The following is a 20,870-nucleotide window of genomic DNA, read 5'->3' as shown; positions in this document are numbered from 1 at the left end:
AAGCTGAAGATTTAGCCCTGAAATTACATATTTGATCACTGCTTGAGAAAGGCCCGAAGAACCGTGACCGACACTGTGGGGAAGACCGTTGCTGAGCCGGTGAGCCAGACCGAACAGCTCGATTACCACGCGCTGAACGCGCTTTTGAACCTGTACGACGAGAACGGCCAAATCCAGTTCGACAAAGACCGTGAGGCGGCGAACCAGTTCTTCCTGCAGCACGTCAACCAGAACACCGTCTACTTCCATGATCTGGAAGAGAAGATGGATTACCTGGTGGAGAACAAGTACTACGAGCCGGAGACGATCGAGAAGTACGACTGGGACTTTGTGAAGTCCACCTTCAAGCGCGCGTATTCCTACAAATTCCGCTTCAAATCGTTCTTGGGCGCATACAAGTACTACACCTCGTACACGCTGAAGACCTTCGACGGGCGCCGTTACCTGGAGCGTTTCGAGGACCGTGTGTCGATGACCGCGCTGTTCCTCGCTGACGGAAACGAGCAGCTGGCCTCCGCGCTGGTCGACGAGATTATGACCGGTCGTTTCCAGCCGGCCACCCCGACGTTCCTGAACGCGGGCAAGGCGCAGCGCGGCGAGCTCGTCTCCTGCTTCCTGCTGCGCATCGAGGACAATATGGAGTCCATCGGCCGTGCGATCAACTCCTCGCTGCAGCTGTCCAAGCGCGGCGGCGGTGTCGCGCTGCTGCTGTCCAATATCCGCGAGTCGGGCGCGCCGATCAAGCACATCGAGAACCAGTCGTCCGGCGTCATCCCCGTGATGAAGCTGCTGGAGGATGCCTTCTCCTACGCCAACCAGCTCGGCGCACGCCAGGGTGCTGGCGCGGTGTACCTCAACGCGCACCACCCGGACATCCTCCGCTTCCTGGACACGAAGCGCGAGAACGCGGATGAGAAGATCCGCATTAAGACGCTGTCTCTCGGTGTTGTCATCCCGGACATCACCTTCGAGCTGGCTAAGCGCAACGACGATATGTACCTGTTCTCCCCGTACGACGTGGAGCGCGTCTACGGCGTCCCGTTCGCCGATATCTCGGTGACCGAGAAGTATGAGGAGATGGTCGAGGACCCGCGCATCCGCAAGTCCAAGATCAACGCCCGCCAGTTCTTCCAGACGATCGCGGAGATCCAGTTCGAGTCCGGCTACCCGTACATCATGTTCGAGGACACCGCGAATAAGGCGAACCCGGTCAAGATCGGCCGCGTGAACATGTCCAACCTGTGCTCCGAGATTCTCCAGGTCAACACCCCGTCGGTGCTCAACGATGACCTGACCTACGCCGAGCTGGGCAATGATATTTCGTGCAACCTCGGCTCGCTGAATATCGCGATGTCGATGGATTCTGAAGACTTCTCTAAGACGGTGGAGACCGCGATCCGCGGCCTGACCGCGGTGGCGGATAAGACCTCCATCGATTCCGTCCCGTCCGTCCGTGAGGGCAACGACGCATCGCACGCCATCGGTCTCGGCCAGATGAACCTGCACGGCTACCTTGGCCGCGAGCACATTGAGTACGGCTCCGAGGAGGGCTTGGACTTCACCAACGTCTACTTCGCGTCCGTGCTGTACGAGTGCCTCAAGGCCTCCCACAAGATCGCAGTGGAAAAGGACGAGGCTTTCGAAGGCTTCGAGCGCTCCGAGTACGCCACCGGCGAGTTCTTCGACCGCTACAATCCGGAGGATTTCCAGCCGAAGACGGAGAAGGTCAAGGAGATCTTCGCTAATTCGACGGCGCAGCCGCCGAGCGCGGAGCAGTGGGAGCAGCTCAAGAAGGTCGTCGCGCGCGACGGTATCTACAACCGTTACCTGCAGGCTGTTCCGCCGACCGGCTCGATCTCCTACATCAACAACTCGACCTCGTCGATCCACCCGATCGCGTCCAAGATCGAGATCCGCAAGGAAGGCAAGATCGGCCGCGTCTACTACCCGGCGCCGCACATGGACAACGAGAATATCGACTACTTCAAGGATGCCTACGAGATCGGCTACGAGAAGATCATCGACACCTACGCTGTGGCCACGAAGTACGTCGACCAGGGCCTGTCGCTGACATTGTTCTTCAAGGACACGGTGACCACCCGCGATCTCAACCGCGCGCAGATCTACGCGTGGCGCAAGGGCATCAAGACGCTGTACTACATCCGCCTGCGCCAGATGGCCCTGGAAGGAACCGAGATTGAGGGCTGCGTGTCCTGCATGCTGTAAGCAGGAGCTTATCGACGAAGCGTTCACCCCACCCCGACGTTTTCCCTGCAAATAGATAGGATGATCTGCGTGACTGACCCGCATGAATACGACTCGTACCTGGCCGCCCACGACAAGCCGATCAAGGCGATCAACTGGAATTCCATTCCCGACGACAAGGACCTGGAAGTCTGGGACCGCCTGACGGGCAATTTCTGGTTGCCGGAGAAGATTCCGGTGTCCAATGACATCCCGAGCTGGAACACGCTCACCGACGATGAGAAGCAGGCCACGATGCGTGTGTTCACCGGCCTGACGCTGCTGGACACCATCCAGGGCACCGTCGGAGCTGTGGCAATGCTGCCGGATTCCACGACCCCGCACGAGGAGGCCGTGTACACGAACATCGCGTTCATGGAGTCCGTCCACGCGAAGAGCTACTCCAATATCTTCATGACCCTGGCGTCGACCCCGATGATCAACGACGCGTTCCGCTGGTCGGAGGAGAACGACAACCTCCAGCGCAAGGCGAAGATCATCTTGAGCTACTACGAGGGCGACGATCCGCAGAAGCGCAAGATCGCCTCCGTGATGCTCGAGTCCTTCCTCTTCTACTCCGGCTTCTACCTGCCGCTGAACTGGTCGGTGCACTCCAAGCTGACCAACACCGCCGATATTATCCGCCTGATCATCCGCGACGAAGCGGTGCACGGCTACTACATCGGCTACAAGTACCAGCGCGCACTGGCAGGGGAGAGCGAGCAGCGCAAGGACGAGTTGAAGGAATACACCTTCGATCTGCTCTACGACCTCTACGACAACGAGTGCCAGTACACCGAGGACATCTACGATCCGCTGGGCTGGACCGAGGACGTGAAACGCTTCCTGCGCTACAACGCGAATAAGGCGCTGAACAACTTGGGCTACGAGGGGCTCTTCCCAGTCGACGAGACCCGCGTGTCCCCGGCGATCCTGGCGTCCCTGTCCCCGAATGCCGATGAGAACCACGACTTCTTCTCCGGCTCCGGTTCGTCCTATGTCATCGGCAAGGCCGAGGACACCCAGGACGACGACTGGGACTTCTAATCGTCCAGCCTCAAATTTCATACATCAATTCGCATTGACAGGAGCGGGTCGCGTGGTCGCGCGGCCCGCTCTCCCCAATCCGGGGTCAATCAGAAAAGGCCGAACCAAGCAGGAGTCATGGTCATTATGGGTGTGGCCTGTGATGTCTGGATTTTGGCTGGGGCGACCGTTAAGATGAAGCGGTACTAGTTGCGCCTACCCATGCGCCTGCTTGGGGTGCCACCGGGGTCATCGGATCGCCGGAGGCGAGGCACAGCTGAGTCTCAATCAGGAGGAAACGAATGACTGCTGTGGCACCACGGCTCGACGACACGGCTGGTACCGATGTTGTCGCCCCGGTCCGGCCGGAGCCGACCGGAAAGGCGCGTAAAGGCACCCGCCTTTATGACCTGCTGACCACCACAGACCACAAACAGCTGGGCGTGTTCTACATCATCATGTCCTTCGTGTGGTTCTTTGTCGGTGGCTTGATGGCACTGCTCATCCGCGCGGAGCTCTTCTCCCCGGGTCTGCAATTCCTGTCCAACGAACAGTTCAACCAGCTGTTCACCCTGCACGGCACGGTGATGCTGCTGGCGTTTGGTACCCCGATCGTCTGGGGTTTCGCTAACTTCGTGCTGCCGCTCCAGATCGGCGCACCGGATGTGGCGTTCCCGCGCCTGAACTCCTTCGGTTTCTGGGTTACCCAGGCCGGTGTTCTCGCAATGCTGTCCGGCTTCCTCACCCCGGGTGGCGCAGCCGACTTCGGCTGGACGATGTACCTGCCGCTGGCAGACGCCATCCACACCCCGGGTGTGGGCGCTGACCTGTGGATCCTGGGTGTGGGTGCTACCGGTATCGGTACCCTGGCGTCCGCCATCAACATGGTGGCTACTGTCCTGACCCTGCGTGCGCCGGGCATGACCATGTTCCGCATGCCGGCGTTCACCTGGACCATCTTCGTCGCGTCCATCATCGCGCTGATGATCTTCCCGCTGCTGACCGCGGCTGCTCTCGGTGTCCTGTACGACCGTAAGCTCGGCGGACACATCTTCGATCCGGCTAACGGCGGCGGCGTCCTGTGGCAGCACCTGTTCTGGTTCTTCGGCCACCCGGAGGTCTACGTCCTCGCGCTGCCGTTCTTCGGCATCGTCTCCGAGGTCGTTCCGGTCTTCTCCCGTAAGCCGGTTTTCGGCTACATCGGCCTCGTTTTCGCGACCATGGCCATCGGCGGCCTGTCCATGGCTGTGTGGGCGCACCACATGTACGTCACCGGTGCGATTCTGCTGCCGTTCTTCTCGTTCATGACCTTCCTCATTGCTGTTCCGACCGGTGTGAAATTCTTCAACTGGGTCGGCACGATGTGGAACGGCCACCTGACGTTCGAGACCCCGATGACCTGGGCGATGGGCTTTTTGGCTACGTTCCTGTTTGGCGGTCTGACCGGCATCATGCTGGCCTCCCCGCCGCTGGACTTCCAGCTGGCTGACAGCTACTTCTTGGTTGCGCACTTCCACTACACCCTCTTCGGTACCGTGGTGTTCGCATCGTGCGCCGGCGTGTACTTCTGGTTCCCAAAGATGACGGGCCGCATGCTCGACGAGACTCTGGGCAAGTGGCACTTCTGGCTGACCTTCATCGGCTTCAACATGACGTTCCTGATCCAGCACTGGCTGGGCAACATGGGCATGCCGCGGCGCTACGCCGACTACCTGGATTCGGACGGCTTCACGCTGTTCAACCAGATTTCCACCGTCGGCTCCCTGATTCTGGGCATCGCGTTCCTGCCGTTCATCTGGAACGTCTACAAGTCCTGGCGCTACGGCGAGGTCGTCACCGTCGACGATCCGTGGGGCTACGGCAACTCTCTCGAGTGGGCGACCTCCTGCCCGCCTCCGGGACACAACTTCGAGTCCCTGCCGCGTATCCGCTCTGAGCGTCCGGCCTTCGAGCTGCACTACCCGCACATGGTTGAGACCATGCGCCGTGAGGCTCACACCGGCCACCACGATCCGCGTTCCGAGGCGACGACCCCGGGCGAGACCGATGGTCGTGCGACCCGCTCCGCTAAGACCGTGCGCACCGAGACGGCGACTACCGTCCGCCCGGCGTCGGGTTCCACCAAGGTGACCGACTAGCGTTTAACGGTTCAGCGGCTGCGAAAAGCCGCTCCTGATTGAAAGCCCCGCACCACAGACCACGTGGTGCGGGGCTTCGTGCTGTAATTTTGTATCCATGAGTTATGCCGTCGCCTTGCAGCCTGGTCTCCATTACGCCGTGATCACCTTAACGGGTGCGGACCGCCCGGGAGTGACGGCGGCATTCTTCGCCATCTTGTCTCAGCACGCGGTGCAACTTCTCGATGCGGAGCAGGCGAATTTCCGTGGCCGGCTCGCGCTGGCGGCCTTCGCCGGTGTGAAGCCGTCGTCGGTGGAAGTGCTGCGTCGCGACCTCGAGGCGGCCTCAGAATTGTCCGACCACTCGGTGCTGATTGAGACGGATGAGGAGTCCTTGGCTCCGCAGCGGAAGCGTTCCACGCACGCGGTAGTGGTGCTGGGCGACCCGGTGACGGCGGAGGCGGTGTCGGAGATTGGTCGCACGCTGGCGGATTTCGGGGCGAATATCGACCGCATTCGCGGGATCTCCGACTATCCGGTGACTGGGCTGGAACTTTCCATCACCATTCCGGGCCAGGGCGACGAGGTCAGCCACACGGTGCGCAAGGCCTTGGCGGAGTTGTCGTCGGGGCTGGGTGTGGACATCGCGATCGAGCGCGCAGGTCTGGCCCGTCGCTCGAAGCGCCTGGTGTGCTTCGACTGCGATTCAACGTTGATCACCGGCGAGGTCATCGAGATGCTTGCCGCGCACGCGGGACGCGAAGAAGAGGTCGCCGCGGTGACGGAGCGCGCGATGCGCGGCGAGCTCGATTTCGAGGAGTCGCTCCGCGAGCGCGTCAAGGCGCTGGCGGGTCTCGATGCGAAAGTGATCGACGAGGTCGCCCGCGATATCGAGCTCACGCCGGGTGCGCGCACGACGATCCGCACGCTGAAGCAGATGGGGTACCGCACAGCCGTGGTCTCAGGCGGATTCATTCAGGTGCTCGAGCCGATGGCGGAAGAACTTCAGCTCGACTACGTGCGCGCCAACACGCTCGAGATCGTGGACGGGAAATTGACTGGCGAGGTGATCGGGGCGGTCGTCGATAGGCGTGCGAAGGCTGATTTCCTCGCGGAATTCGCCGCGGATTCGGGCTTGCGCATGTCGCAGACGGTCGCTGTGGGCGATGGCGCGAACGACATCGACATGATCACGGAGGCGGGCTTGGGCGTCGCGTTCAATGCGAAGCCGGCGCTGCGCGAGGTCGCGGACACCGCGGTGACGCACCCGTTCCTCGATTCGGTGCTTTACATCATGGGCGTTCCGCGTCACGAGATCGACGTGCTCAATGAAGAGCAGGGGATCGACGGTAAGGTCGCACTCGATTGATGGGCAGCGAGCTTATCGACGCCCACTTGTTCCTCTCCCACTCCCTTTCCTCCCCGGAACGCGGCGGGGAGGACCCAGACGACCCGCAGACGGTGCAGGCGATGCAGATCGCGCTGCATGTGCCGAAAGCGGAGCCCCCGCAGCGGACGGACCTGCTCGCCGCAGCTGCGCAGGCGGTCGTCGCGGTGTGCCTTGACCCGCGTGCGGGAAAAGACGGTGCGTGGCACGACGCACTGGGGCAGTGGTACGGCCACCGCATCCGCAAGATCGCCCGCCGGGCACGTGGTGCCGGGTGGGAGAACGTGCAGGCGTTGCCCGGCTGCACGGCGACCGTCGGCACGGCGTCTGCGCGCGCATTCATTCCCTCGGCTGTGGCCGATGTGCCGCACCTGATCTCCAAGCTGCAGATCCGCGGCACGGACCTGCCCTTCGATGAACCGGATGAGCTCGATGCCTCACTTCCTCTCATCGCCGTCGATGCCTCCTTGGAGATGTCCGCGGGCAAAGCTGCGGCGCAGGCCGGGCACGGCTCGATGCTGCTCGCTGCGGCAATGACCCCGGAGAGCGTAACTGCGTGGGCCACGGACGGTTTCCCGCTGCAGGTGCGTGAGGTCTCTCACGAGAAGTTCGCGCAGCTCGCTTCTGATCCGGCAGCTGTTGCGGTGCAGGACAGCGGCTTCACTGAGGTCGCACCCGGCTCCGTCACCGTCGTGGCACTGCCGGGGACATACGCCTAGGGCCTTCTACTTCCCGCCCTTTTGCGGGGCGGTCAGTCGCCTCAGTGCGCCACGGACGACTTCGGGGTCGGTGGTCTGCCAGAAATCGGGCAGGGACGCGCGGAGGAACTGGCCGTAGCGCTTCGTCACCAAGCGGCTGTCTAGAACAGACACGACTCCACGGTCAGTGGTGCTGCGCAGCAAACGCCCGGTGCCTTGCGCGAGGAGAAGGGCAGCGTGGGTGGCGGAAACCTCCATGAAACCGGAGCGCCCGGCGGCATCGGCGGCATTGCTGCGCGCCTGTAGCAGCGGGTCGTCGGGGCGGGGGAAGGGAATGCGGTCGATGATCACCTGGGACAGCGAGCTGCCCGGCACATCCACGCCCTGCCACAAGGTCAGCGTGCCGAACAGGCACGAGTTCTCGCTGTTGGTGAACTCCTTGACCAATGCACCGATGGAGTCGTCGCCCTGGACATAAATATCGAAAGGCAGGCGGGCACGGAGCGCGTCAGCAGCTTCGACCGCAGCGCGTTTCGACGAGAACAGCCCCAAGGTACGCCCGCCGGCAGCGGTGATGAGCTCGGCCATTTCGTCCAACGTCTCTTTATGCAGGCCGTCGCGGCCCGGCGGCGGTAAGTGTTTCGCGGTGTAGAGAATGCCGCTGGTGCGCGGATCGAAAGGCGTTCCGGCATCGAGGCTGTCCCAACTGCCGTCGGGCAAGCCCCAATTGGCTGCCATAGCGCGAAAATTGCCGCCCACCGCCAGTGTCGCGGAGGCGAGCACGACGGTCTGCTCGGTGAAGAGTCGCTCGCGCAGCAAACCTGCGACCGACAGGGGAGCGACGGCCACAGAATCGCCGTAGCGCTCCGAGCGGGTCAGCCACACCACGTCGAAATGCTCCGCCGGGTCTTCTTCGTCGAAGACCTCGAGAATGCGCACGAGCGAATCGTGCTGCTCCTGCAGGTGGTTCTTCAGGTTTTCCCGCTCGGCGAAGGTCTCAGGGTCATTCGTCGATTCGCCTTCGGGCGCACGGGCAATCGCTTCGCGGGTACGCCACAGGGCATCGCGCACGGCGGCGAAGGAGGCGCGGGCAGGATCGGAAATCGTCTCCCAGCGGCCGGGGGTCTCAAGGTCGAGGACGGCGGAGAAGTCGTCGATAAGCTCTTCTAGCTTCTTCTGCTCGGCCGTGGCCTTGAGCTTCCCGGCGCGGCGTGCGGCGAGCGTGAGTGCGCGTGCGGAGAGTTCGTTGGTGGCCACGGAGGTGACGCGGCCATCGAGCTCGTGCGCCTCGTCGATGATGACCACGTCGTGCTCGGGGAGGATATTCACGTCCGACATCGCGTCGATGGCGAGCAGCGCGTGGTTGGTGACCACGATATCGACGTCCTGCGTGCGACGACGTGCCGCCTCGGCGAAACACTCCTCGCCGTGCGGGCACCGCGTGGCTCCCAGACACTCGTTCGCGGTGACGGACACCTGGCGCCACGCTATGTCCGGCACGCCCGGCTCGAGCTCGTCGCGGTCGCCCGTTTCCGTCTCGTCGGCCCACTCGTGGACGCGTTTGATGTGCCCGCCGAGCCACGAGACCTCGTCGGTGTCCATGAGTGCTTCCGGCGCTTCTTGCTCGACCGTGAGCTTATTCAGGCACAGATAATTGGAGCGGCCCTTTTGGATCGCGAATGTCGGCGTGCGTGGCAGTTTCGGTTCGAGCGCCTCGACGAGGCGGGGGGGGGCGCGCTCCACGAGCTGGCGCTGCAGTGCGAGAGTCGCGGGGGGGACGATCACCGTCGAATCCGTCGCCTGGGCGTGGCGGATCGCCGGAACGAGGTAGGCGAGCGATTTACCGGTGCCTGTGCCCGCCTGCACAGCGAGGTGCCGCTCCGAATCAAGCGCCCTCGACACCGCCTGCGCCATCGCCATCTGGCCGGGCCGACGGGAACCGCCGAGGGCGTCAACGGCGGCGTCGAGAAGCTCCTCGGTGGACAGCGACAGCGGCTGGTCCGCGTCCTGTTCCTTCCCGCTGTTTGCCTCTGCGCCCGTCACTCTTCAGGGAAACCGATGAGTCGGGTGCGCACCGCCGGTTCATCGCGGGACAGGGACAAGCCCTCCCACGGCAGAGTCTCGCGCTGCTTGGCCAAGTGCTCGCGGGAAGCTTCCAAATCTTCCTGGCCGTCGACGATCTCGCCGTCGCGCATGAGCGGAACGACAAGCTCCCGGTAGTCGAGGGCCGTCGGGTTCTCCGGCGGATTCGACTGCGGGTAGATGATCTCGTCCACAGCGACGCCCGTGCTGCGGTACGTGCGCACGGCGCTCTTCGCGCCGCCCTTCATCTGTTTGCCGGAAGAACGCTTGGCCACAGGAACGCCGTCGACCTCGACGAGCTTGTACACCAAGCCCGCGGTCGGGGTGCCCGAGCCCGTGACCACGGAGGTGCCCACGCCGAAGCCGTCGACCGGGTCGCCGCGCAGACCCGCGATGGCGAATTCATCGAGGTCGCTGGAGACGATGATCTTGGTGTTGTACGCGCCCAGGCCGTCGAGCTGCGCGCGCACGCGCCGGGACATGATGCCCAGATCGCCCGAATCGAGGCGCACACCGCCGAGCTCTGGGCCGGCGACCTCGATCGCGTTGGCCACGCCCTGGGTGATGTCGTAGGTGTCCACCAGCAGCGTCGTGTCCACGCCGAGCGAATCGATCTGCGCTTTGAACGCGGCCTTTTCATTCGGCGTGCCGTCCGGGTCAGTGTGGAGCAGCGTCCATGCGTGCGCCGCAGTGCCCGCGGCAGGAATGCCGTAGCGCAGGCTGGCTTCCATATTGGACGTGGAGTCGAAGCCTGCGATGTAGGCGGCACGAGCGGACGTCACCGCCGACTGCTCGTTCGTGCGGCGCGAACCCATCTCCATGATGGGGCGTCCGTCTGCTGCGGTGACCATGCGGGAAGCCGCCGTGGCGATCGCCGAGTCGGAGTTGAGGATGGACAAGATCACCGTCTCGAGAATGCAGCACTCCGCGAAGGTGCCGCGCACCGTCAGGATCGGGGAGTACGGGAAATAGAGTTCGCCTTCCCGGTAGCCGTCGATCTGTCCGCTGAAGCGGTAATTGCGCAGGAAGTCCTTCGTTTCCTCGCTCAAGAAATCCGCCGTGGCGATCTGCTCTTCTGTGAAGCGGAATTTGCGCACGGCCTCGATCAAGCGGCCTGTGCCGACGACGACGCCATAGCGCCGCTCATTCGGCAGCTTGCGGCCGAAGACCTCGAAGACACAGTCCCGTGAATAGGTGCCGTCCTTCATCGAGGCGTCGAGCATGGTCAGCTCGTACATGTCCGTCAAAAAGGCGGTCGAGGTCTGGTGGTCGGTGGACGTGATATCCGACTCGGGCGTAGTCATGGGGACAACACTAGTCGGTGCAGCCGGCTGCGGAAGTCTAGTACCCTTGGGCTTATGACTGGTGTCACACGCGAGATTCGGATGGGCTCCCCGATGGCAACGCCTGAGCTCGACGAGGATATCGATGTCGATGTCGATGTCGCCGAGAACCTGCCGTGGATGTGCATTGTGTGGGATGACCCGGTGAACCTGCAGAGCTACGTCACCTACGTCTTCCAGACTGTGCTCGGCTATGGCCGCAAACGCGCCCAAGAGCTGATGATGCAGGTGCACACCGAAGGCAAGGCCGTCGTCTCCTCCGGCGAAAAAGACAAAGTCGAAGGCGACGTGAAGAAGCTGCACACCGCAGGCCTGTGGGCCACGATGCAGCAGGCCGGCTAGTTCCCGGCTTAGGAACGGCACCTGGCAAGAGACAACGATTTGGTTCGAGGAAGAGGCGAATAAATGCAGCCGTGGCGGCGGAAGAAAGGGCTCATGCGCGGCCCGCGTTACAGCACCGTGTTTGACCCGATGGAGCGCGAGGTCATCGGCGACCTGACTGCCACGGTCTCCGAGACCCTGATCCAGCGCGCGCAGTCCGCACCGAAGGACGAGCTGGCCGCGATGATGGACATGCCGTCCGGCCACAGTGAGGCACCGGAGGATCCCTCCCTGGCGCGCCTGCTGCCCGATTTCGAGCGCGAAGGCGACGAGGAATTCGACGGCGATAATTCTTTGCTGCGCAGCCTGCACGAAAACGACATCATCAAGGCGAAGCTGACCAACCTCCAGGTGATCAACGAAGCCTTGGGCCCCACCGGCGGTGTCGCCGTCACCATTGAGGAAGAAGACGCCCACCGTGTTATCGCCGCGCTCAACGACATGCGCCTCTTCGTTGCATCTGCTGACGCGAAGAACGAGGCTGCGGAACAGGACCGCGACAACCTCGTCGAATGGCTGGCGTTTTGTCAAGACTCTCTGCTGCAAGCCCTGATGGGGGAATAACGTGGTGGAGAAACCAGCGCCACTGGCTTACGGAGTGTTCGACATCCCCGGTCTCTGCGTCGGGCATGTTTCCCTGGACGACACTGGCGTGACAGCGCTTGTTTCCGCTGATGGTGCTGGAATGGTGGGTGCCGTGGACGTGCGCGGCGGCGGTCCCGGCACGCGGGAGACGGACCTGCTCGATCCGCACAACACCGTCCAGCGCATCCACGCCGTGGTGCTTTCCGGCGGTTCCGCATTCGGTCTCGCAGCAGCCGACGGCGCGATGCGTGAACTGGAATCGCGCGGCCTCGGCTTCGCCGTCTTCGGGGGCGACCAGCCTGGCCCGCGCGTGCCGATCGTTCCCGCCGCCGTGATCTTCGACCTGGTGGTCGGCGATCCTCATCACCGGCCCGGCCCGGAAGACGGTGCAGCGGCTGTGCGCGCGGCGCTCGACGGTGAGCAGGCAGCCGAATCCGGCAGTGTCGGCGCCGGGTGTGGCGCGACAGCCGGCGTGTTGCGTGGGGGAGTGGGCACTGCGCAGATGGCAGTTGCTGGTGAAGACGGGACTGAATACACAGTCGCGGCGCTCGTGGTGGCGAATCCGCTCGGCAGCGTCATTGATCCGGTGAACGGGTGTTTCTATGGCGACCCGTCCCGCCCGCCGGTGGATCTGGAGCGGTTCAATACCCTGGAGCGTCCGAAGCCGAAGCTGAACACCACGATCGGCCTCATCGCCACTGACTGTCCGCTCCCGCAGGCACAGTTAGAACGCTTGGCCATGACCGGGCACGACGGTATTGCCCGGGCAGTGCGGCCGTCGCATTCGCCCCTAGACGGCGACACGCTTTTCGCGGTGTCGACAGCCGTGGCCGAGAAATACTCCGCCATGAGTCCCGCTGATCGCGACCCCGACCTGTATTACGCTTTGTGCGACGCCTCTGCACGCTGCGTGGAGGGCGCCATCGTCGATGCCGTCGCCGCCGCTTCACCCGGGCACGATATCGCGGCGTGGAGCGACATTGCCGCTGGAGCCAATTAAGCTGAACGGAACCATGAGCTACAACCCGTATTCCTCATCGCAGAACTCCTCGAACCAGCAACCGTCGCACAATCCCTACGCGCAGGCTGGTCAATCCGGTATGCCCGGCCAGTCCGGCCAGTCCAGCCAGTTCGGGTCGTTCGGCCAACCGGGGCAGCCCGGTGGCTTCAGCACGGCCACCCAGCCGCGCCCGTCGCAACACACGCGTCGCGCGCAGTTGAAGCGCGGCTTGTTGTACGCGGTAGGGTACGTCGGAGTCATCTGGCTCGTCCACTTGATCAGCCTGGTCATCTTCGGCGGCAACCTCGTCTACTTCGGTATTCACCCGCTCGAACCGGCAAGCCTGCCGTACATCTTCTCGTCGCCGATCCTGCACGTGAATTTCGAGCACCTGATCTCCAATACACTGCCGGGTGCGATCTTCGCGTTCCTGATCGGCTGCTCGGGGCACCGCGTGTTCTGGGAGGTCACCGCTTTCGTAGTGATGATCGGCGGATTGGGCACATGGCTCTTCGGCGGCCCCGGCACGAATCACGTCGGTGCATCGATGCTGGTCTACGGGTGGCTGGCATACCTGTTGGTCCGCGGCATCTTCAACCGTTCCGGCGGCCAGATCGCCATTGGTGTGGTGCTGGGTCTGATGTATTCGGGTCTGGTGTGGGGCGTACTGCCCATCGATGAAGGCATCAGCTGGCAGGCCCACCTCTTCGGTGCCATCGGCGGAATCGCCTCGGGCATGATTATCACCTCCGATGATCCGCCACACCTGCGCGCCAAGCGCGAGGCAAAGAAGGCAGCCAAGGCCAAGGCTGCTCAGACGGCACAGCCGCAGCCGCAGTCCCAGCCTCAACCGGGCTCGCCACAGCAGTCAGCACCGCAGCCCGGCGTTCAGTTTGGGTCGCAGTCGCAGTCGACCTTCAACCCGCCGGGGTCCGGCTCTCAGCCGGGGCCGTTCTACGGCCCGCCAGGCTCGTAACAGTAACGAGCCAAGGGGGGCGCTGGCGCGTGGAGAAGCCGCCAGCGCCCCCTTTTCTGTGCGTCTCGCTTCCAGGAGAAATAAAACTACCGCTATCACTTTCCGGGCAACCTAAGTGATTCCTTAATGCCATGGGTGTGATCTGAATCGAGTCAGTACGGGTCAGCGGGGGTGTTTGGGGTACTTCTCCGCGTTGCGTTGGGAAATTCTTAAACCTTAAGTTAATCTAAGTTCCATGGAAAACATGGAGACTCTCACTGCCCGCGAGGCGGATACCTGGGCGCGCATGTGGGCGTGCCATATGCAGCTGCCGATCACCCTGGACGCCACGTTGAAGCGCGACGCGGACGTCACCTACTTCGAGTTCCAGGCGATGCTGAAGACTAGCGAAAGCCCGAATGCGTCCCGCCGCATGACGGACCTGTCCGAGGCAACGGCGATGTCCCTGTCGCACCTGTCGCGTGTGATCACGCGCCTGGAGAAGAAGGGCTTTGTCGCCCGCATCCCGGACCCGAATGACGGCCGTGCCACCTTCGCGGCGCTCACCCCGGCCGGCCAGCGTGCTGTCCAGGCGGGCCACCCGGGTTATATCGAAGAGCTGCGCCGCATTTTCTTCGACAACCTGACCGACAGTGAGCTCGAGGTCTTCTCGTCCGCGCTCGAGCGCATTAACTCGGCGCTGGCGGGAGAGACCACCCCGAGTGCCCGTAACCGCGCTGAGCTGACCGCCACGGGCGCAGCCTAGGGGCCTCGCCGCTGGTTGGCTGCCACGGTAGAATTCCTCACCGTGGTTGAGTTGAACAGCGAGTACAACAACGCGCCCATCGGCATTTTCGATTCAGGCTTCGGCGGCCTGACGGTGGCGCGCGCGGTGATGGACCAGCTGGGCGGCGAGTCCATCATGTATATCGGCGACGGTGCGAACGGACCGTACGGCCCGAAGCCGATCGCGGATGTCAGGCAGCATGCCACCGCCATTGCGGATGAGCTGGTGGAGCGCGGCTGCAAGATGATCGTGATCGCGTGCAACACCGCGTCCGCCGCGTTTTTGCACGATGCGCGCGAGCGTTACGACGTCCCCGTTATCGAGGTGATCCAGCCGGCTGTGCGTCGTGCGATCGCCACAACGCGCAACGGCAAGGTCGGAGTCATCGGCACCCAGGCCACGATCCGCTCCCACGCATACCAAGACTTGTTTTCCATCGCATCGGGCGTCCAGGTCACCGCGGCGGCCTGCCCGGCATTCGTCGAGTTCGTCGAAAGGGGAGTCACCTCGGGGCGCCAGATCCTCGGGGTGGCGCAGGGGTATTTGGAACCGTTGCAGGCAGCGGGCGTCGATACGCTCGTGCTCGGTTGTACCCACTACCCGCTGTTGTCTGGCGTGATCCAGCTGGCGATAGGCGACGGCGTCACGCTCGTCTCGTCCGCGGAGGAGACCGCGAAGGATGTGCTGCGCGTGCTCACGGAAAAGGACATGTTCGCGGACCCGGACCACACGCCGACGCGCACATTCGAGTCCACCGGCGACCCGGAGACATTCGAGCGCCTCGCCTCCCGTTTCCTCGGCCCGCAGATGTCCGCCGTCGCGCACGACGCCCAATAAGTGGCGAGAAACACCCACCCGACACGGCATCTAAATCCTCACTTTTGTTTCGATTTTCACCCGTTTTCGTGGCAGAGTAAGGCCATGAAGTTGACAGTTCTCGGCTGCACAGGGTCGCTCGCTGCCCCTGGCAATCCCGGCTCGTCCTACTTGATCAACGCGGAAGAAGGACAGCCTGGCATTCTGATGGACTTCGGCCCGGGCGCGCTGGCTGCCCTCCAGGAGGTCGCGGACCCGTCGGATGCGCATCTGGTGTTTAGCCATTTGCATGCCGATCACTGCTCTGACACGGCGTCGCTGATTATTTGGCGCCGTTTTCACCCGACGGCTCCAGCTCGCCGTCGCCACATTCTCGCTGGCCCGAGCTATGCGGCGGAGCACCTCGGCCGCTTGGGCTCGAATGGCCCAGACGATATCGACGATATTTCGGACACTTTTGATATCCACACGTGGACCGGTCAGCCCCTCGAGATCGATGCGGTGACCGTCACCCCGTTCCCCGTGGTCCACCCGGCCGCGGAGTCGCAGGCGCTGCGCATCGAGCACAAGGAGTCGGGTAAGGTCATCGCCTTCTCCGGCGATTCCGCGTACACGCCGACGCTTATCGACGCAGCACGCGGCGCCGACCTCTTCCTCTGCGAAGCCGCCTGGGGGCCGGAGACGACTGAGAACACTCCCGCCGGGATGCACATGTCTGGCCGGGAAGCCGGCCGCATCGCCCGCGAAGCAGGGGTGAAAAAGCTCGTGCTCGTCCACATCCAGCCGTGGAGCGACAAAGAAGCGACCATGCACGCCGCCGCCGAGGAATTCGACGGCGAGATCGTGATCGGCGATGCGAAGGACGTCTACGAGGTCTAAGTAGTGGGGGCGGTAGGCTCGGTTCCATGACTGAAGCGAATACCCCGCAAGAACCTTTTGTCCGCGCGGACGGCCGCGCCCTCGACGAGATGCGCCCGGTGCGCATCACCCGCGGTTTCACCTCGAACCCGGCGGGCAGTGTGCTCGTCGAATTCGGCAACACCCGCGTCATGTGCACCGCGAGCGCGGAGGAGGGCGTGCCCCGCTTCAAGAAGGATTCGGGTGAGGGCTGGCTCACCGCCGAATACGCCATGCTGCCGTCCGCGACGCATGAGCGCATGCCGCGTGAATCGATGAAGGGCAAGGTCAAGGGCCGCACCCACGAGATCTCCCGCCTGGTGGGCCGTTCGCTGCGAGCCGCGGTGGACCTGTCACAGCTGGGCGAGAACACGATCCAGCTCGACTGCGATGTGCTGCAGGCTGACGGCGGAACCCGCACCGCGTCGATCACCGGCGCCTACGTTGCGCTCGCTGATGCGATCGCGCACCTGAAGGAGCGTGGTCTCGTCCCCGGCGAGCCGCTACTGCCGCCTGTCGCCGCAGTCTCCGTCGGCATTGTCGACGGCCGGGTCAGCCTCGACCTGCCCTACGAGGAGGACTCCCGCGCAGAGGTCGACCTGAACGTGGTCATGAACGAATCCGGCAATTTCGTCGAGGTGCAGGGCACCGGCGAGCACGGCCTCTTCGGTCGCGAGCAGCTCAACTCCATGCTCGACGCTGCGGAGAAGGGCTGCTCTGAGCTCATCGCCGCGCAGAAGGCGGCGCTGGGATGGTAGACGGCCCACTGAAGGTTCTCGTCGCTTCCGGCAATGCGAAGAAGCTCAAAGAGCTCGAGACGGTTCTCGCCGAGCTCGGGGTCTCCGGCGTCGAGCTCGTCTCCCTCAAGGATGTTCCTTCTTATGACGAGCCGGTGGAAAACGGTCTGACCTTCGCGGAAAACGCCTTGATCAAAGCCCGTGAAGGCGCGCAGCAGACAGGACTGGTGTGCGTGGCGGATGATTCAGGCCTCGCCGTCGACGCGTTGAACGGCATGCCCGGCATTCTCTCCGCGAGGTGGTGCGGCCGCCACGGCGACGACAACGCCAATAACGAGCTGCTGCTCGCCCAGACGAGTGATATCGACGATGAACACCGCGGTGCGGCTTTCGTGTCTTGCTGCGCCCTCGTCACACCCGATGGCGAAGAATTCACCGCGGAGGGGCGCTGGGAAGGCGCACTGCTTCGTGAACCGCGCGGCGAAGGCGGCTTCGGCTACGATCCGCTCTTCGCGCCCGCTGACGCGCCGGGACGTTCCGCCGCGCAGCTCACCCCAGAGGAGAAGAACTCCCGCTCCCACCGCGGGAAAGCTCTGCGTGAGCTGGCACCGCGCATCGCAGAACTGGCGCAGACGGAATAGGGGTAGGGTCGGTAGGGCTGAACGTAAACGTCGATAAGCGTGCTTAGAAGGAGCCCTACCGAATATGAATAAGAAACTCGTCCTTGCTGCTACTGCCGTCATGTCCGCTGGTCTGCTGACCGCTTGCGGCAATTCCCTCGATGGTACGTGGGAGGGCACCGGTCAGGACTCCGAGACCGGTGCGGCCGCAGGCAATGTCTCCCTGGAGATCGACGGTGGCGACTGCACATGGTCCGTGACCGACACCGCGACTGGCGAGACCAAGACCGCGCGCTGCGAAGAAAGCGGCGATTCCATCAAGCTCGCGGATGTCGACACGGGCAAGGACCTGAAGTACGACATGGAGCAGACCGACGAGTCGCTCACCCTGACCCCGGACGGCGGCGACGCGAAGGACATCCTCGTTCTCAGCCGCGTATCCGAGTAATCGCGCTGGGGCGGTGGTGGTGGCCGGTGGCTGCTGCGGCTGCTTACGGCGGCTGAGCGCACTATGCGCTAGGCCCTATGCGATGTAGAAAAGCCCAGGTCGCAGTCGACTGAATTTCAACATCGCATAGGGGACTCGGCATAGGACAGGCCGGGTGCGCCGCACTCTTCCCTAGAGATCGAATTCCTCGACGACTTCCCGGCGACGCCATGCCTCCACGAAGAAGGACAAAAACGGCACGACGCCGGCGATCGCGGTGATGATCCACTGGCTCGTGGACCAGCGGGCCTTCATGCCCAGGTTGAGTGTGGCCAGCAGGAACAGGGCGTAGACCCAGCCGTGAAGGATTGCCACCCAGCTGAGCAGGCTCACATCCATGTGGAAGCCGTACTCCATGATCATGCGGGCGCACAGCAGAAGCAGGAGCACACCCGTCACCCACGCGGCGACGGAGAACAGCCGCAGGGCGGTGCGCACGCGGCGCTGACGCTCCGGGTGGACGCGCGGTGAAGCTGCACCCCCGGGAGCACTCGTCGGTGCCGAGGTGCTTGCGGGCTTATCAGTCATAGTGCGTGTCCTACCTCTCTGATCCGTCCGGATCTGTCGTGCCGCGCCGCGGAGCGAAGCGTGCGTTGTATTCGTCAATGTCCATCGTGGGCCGGCTGGGCAGGAAATCCTCGTCGATTTCGGTCACTTCGCCGGGGTCGCCGAATGCGGCCTTATCAGCCTCGTAGAGCGCTTGCATCTTGTCGCCGGAATTCTCCGCGTCGATCTTCTCGTTTTCCATCCGCATGCCGGCGCGGTAGATGAAGACGAGGAAGGCACCGAAGAACGGCCACTGCATCGCGTAGCCGAGGTTCTGGAGCGACCCGGTGCCGGATTGGAACCGCATCCACTGCCAGCGGGCGAGTAGCAGGGTGGTAATGACGGCGGCGACGAGCAGCAGAACATGCCAGGCGCGGACCTGCCGGCGCTCCCGTTTCGGGGCGTCGTGCGCGGTGTCGGCGTCGCTGGTTGTTTCCCCGCCTTGGGGGTCTGCCGCTGCGTTGCTCACGCTCGGCATTCTAGCAAGCGCGCCGAATCCCCCAAAAGTTTGATTGGTGCGCCCGGTGAGACTTGAACTCACACGCCTTACGGCACTGGAACCTAAATCCAGCGCGTCTGCCAATTCCGCCACGGGCGCCCAGAGCGCCCCATTATACGTTTTGGTCCGCTGGCTGAAAAACTAGGATCGCTGGGACCTTTGGAGCGTTCATTTGCGGGTGGCTCCGGGGCGCCCCTTGCGGGACTAGATTGCCAGTTCAACCATCGTTGTCTTTACGGTGACTCTGCGGCATTCACAAGCCTTTCTTTCCCTAGATCGTGGAGATTTCAGCTGACTTGCAGTCTCTGTTTATCGAAGTTCTAAATATTGAAAAACTCTGGTGGCAAACGTACAGTGTGCGTGTCCAACTTTGAGGACCTCGCCCCATGCGGCGTTCTGAATTTGACTTTGAAAGGTGTAATTGAGATGGAAATAAATGCGCGATCCAGCCGGGGGCGACTGTCCCTGGTGATGATCGCTGTAATTGCTTTGGTCTTGGCGCTATTTAAGGTCCCTGCCAGCGCCTCGGCTGAAAACGTGAATTTCGAGCCCATGTACGACGATCCGGGGGGGTATGAAAAGAAAACCGGAATGACGACCGAGCGCCCCGAGATCGTTTGGGCCGGTGGAGATACATACGAAGCTGATGACGCTTTTGCCGAGTTTAGTGACGTTGGATGGGCGTGGTGCATCGACCGTCACGCCAAGAATCCGATCATGAACGATGACAACGTATATTCCCGTCAGAACGCCGAGGTAATGACGTTCGAAGATGAGAATTTGCGTAATGCGGCGATCAAGATCGCTACTCTCGTCGAGCAGGCCTATAAAGCCGGTGACTACAAATTAGCGGCCCGGTACTCGATCTACCAAGCAGCCCTGTTGGGCGACACCGCTACTTACCGGCTAAACGCCCTCCGCGACATCTATACTTCCTCGGTTGCAGATGGCGTAGTGGCAGATAACTTGGGAGCAACCCCAGCGGAGTTCGAAGAACTTACTGGATACACCAAGGATGGGGATAATGACCTGAAGTTTGTGCGCCCTATTGAAAAGGCTCCAGAAGACGCTTACATCGTGTTTGTTCAAGGGCGCAAGGACAGTGTCGATGGCGAACGCATTGATCCCGGCGACTATCAACGAGTTGTGCCGATCGATCAGCCGGGTTTGAATCCAGATCCCACCCCGACGCCGGAGCCGTCTGATGAGACGTCCACGACTGATGAGCCGGCCCCGTCTGATGAGACGTCCACGACTGATGAGCCGACGACGTCTGGTGAGACGTCCACGACTGATGAGCCGACGACGTCTGGTGAGACGTCCACGACTGATGAGCCGGCCCCGTCTGATGAGACGACCCCGGCCGAGCCGACTCCTCCTGCTGTTGTGACGACGACGCGCGAGCAGGATTTGAACCCGAGCATTGCGACCAATGCGAAGTTTGAGGATGGTTCTACTGAGGTTGTTGCTGGCAGCACTGTGATCGACACTGTCGATTACAAGGGTCTGGTTCCGGGCAAGGAGTACACCCTGTCCGCGAAGCTGATGGAGCGTGTCGGTGATAAGGCTCCGTACCAGGCCGGCAAGGTTCTGGGTGAGGGCACTGCGACCTTCACTCCGGAGAAGTCTGCTGGTTCCGTTGAGGTTGAGATCACGGTGAATG

General features: G+C 62.8%; 19 protein-coding genes, 1 tRNA gene and 1 pseudogene. 16 read left to right on the top strand and 5 right to left on the bottom strand.

Annotation, left to right across the window (positions count from 1 at the left end):
• Positions 1-63: 63 nt before the first annotated feature.
• From nrdE to J5Y21_RS10590, 5 genes are all read left to right on the top strand, one after another.
• Positions 64-2,226, top strand: a complete 2,163-nt coding sequence (nrdE, locus tag J5Y21_RS10610) for a class 1b ribonucleoside-diphosphate reductase subunit alpha (RefSeq protein WP_210575509.1) — start codon at positions 64-66, stop codon at positions 2,224-2,226.
• Positions 2,227-2,286: 60 nt separating this feature from the next.
• Positions 2,287-3,291, top strand: a complete 1,005-nt coding sequence (gene nrdF / locus J5Y21_RS10605) for a class 1b ribonucleoside-diphosphate reductase subunit beta (RefSeq protein ID WP_210575507.1) — start codon at positions 2,287-2,289, stop codon at positions 3,289-3,291.
• A 281-nt stretch (positions 3,292-3,572) separates the two neighbouring features.
• Positions 3,573-5,408, top strand: coding sequence for a cytochrome c oxidase subunit I (gene ctaD, locus J5Y21_RS10600; protein ID WP_210575505.1), 1,836 nt, complete (start codon positions 3,573-3,575; stop codon positions 5,406-5,408).
• A 97-nt stretch (positions 5,409-5,505) separates the two neighbouring features.
• Positions 5,506-6,756 carry a phosphoserine phosphatase SerB gene (gene serB, locus J5Y21_RS10595; protein WP_210575503.1) on the top strand — a complete coding sequence of 417 codons (1,251 nt, stop codon included), beginning with the start codon at positions 5,506-5,508 and terminating at the stop codon, positions 6,754-6,756.
• Positions 6,756-7,493: an aminoacyl-tRNA hydrolase gene (locus J5Y21_RS10590; protein ID WP_210575501.1), complete on the top strand. Its 738-nt coding sequence runs from the start codon at positions 6,756-6,758 to the stop codon at positions 7,491-7,493. The genes serB and J5Y21_RS10590 overlap by 1 nt, the downstream gene beginning before the upstream one ends.
• Positions 7,494-7,499: 6 nt before the next feature.
• Here J5Y21_RS10590 and J5Y21_RS10585 read toward each other — a convergent pair whose 3' ends face one another.
• Together J5Y21_RS10585 and J5Y21_RS10580 are read right to left on the bottom strand one after the other, a co-directional pair.
• Complete coding sequence (locus J5Y21_RS10585) at positions 7,500-9,515, bottom strand: ATP-dependent DNA helicase (RefSeq protein WP_349236993.1); 2,016 nt, start codon at positions 9,513-9,515, stop codon at positions 7,500-7,502.
• Complete coding sequence (locus J5Y21_RS10580) at positions 9,512-10,858, bottom strand: nicotinate phosphoribosyltransferase (protein ID WP_210575499.1); 1,347 nt, start codon at positions 10,856-10,858, stop codon at positions 9,512-9,514. Before J5Y21_RS10580 ends, J5Y21_RS10585 begins: the two co-directional genes overlap by 4 nt.
• A 54-nt stretch (positions 10,859-10,912) precedes the next feature.
• On the opposite strand from J5Y21_RS10580, the gene clpS reads away from it, so the two are divergent.
• The 10 genes and pseudogenes from clpS to J5Y21_RS10530 all read left to right on the top strand — a co-directional run bounded on the left by clpS (position 10,913) and on the right by J5Y21_RS10530 (position 18,123).
• Positions 10,913-11,239 (top strand): ATP-dependent Clp protease adapter ClpS, encoded by a 327-nt coding sequence (gene clpS / locus J5Y21_RS10575; protein ID WP_234958999.1) that lies wholly within the window; start codon positions 10,913-10,915, stop codon positions 11,237-11,239.
• Between the two features lie 63 nt (positions 11,240-11,302).
• Positions 11,303-11,842, top strand: coding sequence for a DUF2017 domain-containing protein (locus J5Y21_RS10570; protein ID WP_210575497.1), 540 nt, complete (start codon positions 11,303-11,305; stop codon positions 11,840-11,842).
• A gap of 1 nt (position 11,843) precedes the next feature.
• Positions 11,844-12,863, top strand: a complete 1,020-nt coding sequence (locus J5Y21_RS10565) for a P1 family peptidase (RefSeq protein WP_349236992.1) — start codon at positions 11,844-11,846, stop codon at positions 12,861-12,863.
• Positions 12,864-12,963: 100 nt separating this feature from the next.
• A pseudogene (locus tag J5Y21_RS10560) lies at positions 12,964-13,653 on the top strand (rhomboid family intramembrane serine protease); the annotation flags it as partial.
• A gap of 421 nt (positions 13,654-14,074) precedes the next feature.
• The gene (locus J5Y21_RS10555; RefSeq protein ID WP_246875169.1) at positions 14,075-14,584 is read left to right on the top strand and encodes a MarR family transcriptional regulator; all 510 of its coding nucleotides are present in this window, start codon (positions 14,075-14,077) and stop codon (positions 14,582-14,584) included.
• 42 nt (positions 14,585-14,626) lie between these two features.
• Positions 14,627-15,442, top strand: coding sequence for a glutamate racemase (gene murI, locus J5Y21_RS10550; RefSeq protein WP_296147252.1), 816 nt, complete (start codon positions 14,627-14,629; stop codon positions 15,440-15,442).
• A gap of 84 nt (positions 15,443-15,526) precedes the next feature.
• Positions 15,527-16,300, top strand: coding sequence for an MBL fold metallo-hydrolase (locus tag J5Y21_RS10545; protein ID WP_210575492.1), 774 nt, complete (start codon positions 15,527-15,529; stop codon positions 16,298-16,300).
• Positions 16,301-16,326: 26 nt separating this feature from the next.
• Positions 16,327-17,076: a ribonuclease PH gene (rph, locus tag J5Y21_RS10540; protein ID WP_210575490.1), complete on the top strand. Its 750-nt coding sequence runs from the start codon at positions 16,327-16,329 to the stop codon at positions 17,074-17,076.
• Complete coding sequence (gene rdgB, locus J5Y21_RS10535) at positions 17,070-17,696, top strand: RdgB/HAM1 family non-canonical purine NTP pyrophosphatase (protein WP_210575484.1); 627 nt, start codon at positions 17,070-17,072, stop codon at positions 17,694-17,696. The genes rph and rdgB overlap by 7 nt, the downstream gene beginning before the upstream one ends.
• 64 nt (positions 17,697-17,760) lie before the next feature.
• Complete coding sequence (locus J5Y21_RS10530) at positions 17,761-18,123, top strand: hypothetical protein (RefSeq protein ID WP_210575478.1); 363 nt, start codon at positions 17,761-17,763, stop codon at positions 18,121-18,123.
• Positions 18,124-18,294: 171 nt separating this feature from the next.
• On the opposite strand, the gene J5Y21_RS10525 is transcribed toward J5Y21_RS10530, so the two are convergent.
• From J5Y21_RS10525 to J5Y21_RS10515, 3 genes are all read right to left on the bottom strand, one after another.
• Entirely contained in the window at positions 18,295-18,690 is a 396-nt protein-coding gene (locus tag J5Y21_RS10525) for a DUF3817 domain-containing protein (RefSeq protein ID WP_210575476.1), read from the bottom strand.
• A gap of 10 nt (positions 18,691-18,700) precedes the next feature.
• Positions 18,701-19,177 carry a hypothetical protein gene (locus J5Y21_RS10520; protein WP_349236991.1) on the bottom strand — a complete coding sequence of 159 codons (477 nt, stop codon included), beginning with the start codon at positions 19,175-19,177 and terminating at the stop codon, positions 18,701-18,703.
• A gap of 44 nt (positions 19,178-19,221) precedes the next feature.
• A tRNA-Leu gene (locus J5Y21_RS10515) sits at positions 19,222-19,306 on the bottom strand.
• Positions 19,307-19,678: 372 nt separating this feature from the next.
• On the opposite strand from J5Y21_RS10515, the gene J5Y21_RS10510 reads away from it, so the two are divergent.
• The coding region (locus J5Y21_RS10510; protein WP_210575474.1) for a VaFE repeat-containing surface-anchored protein at positions 19,679-20,870 on the top strand (1,192 nt) is incomplete at its 3' end.

Source organism: Corynebacterium sp. Marseille-P3884 (genome assembly GCF_017942225.1).
Lineage (GTDB): Bacteria > Actinomycetota > Actinomycetes > Mycobacteriales > Mycobacteriaceae > Corynebacterium.
The sequence above is the reverse complement of the archived record's forward strand: the minus strand, read 5'-3'. Positions and strand labels throughout refer to the sequence as shown.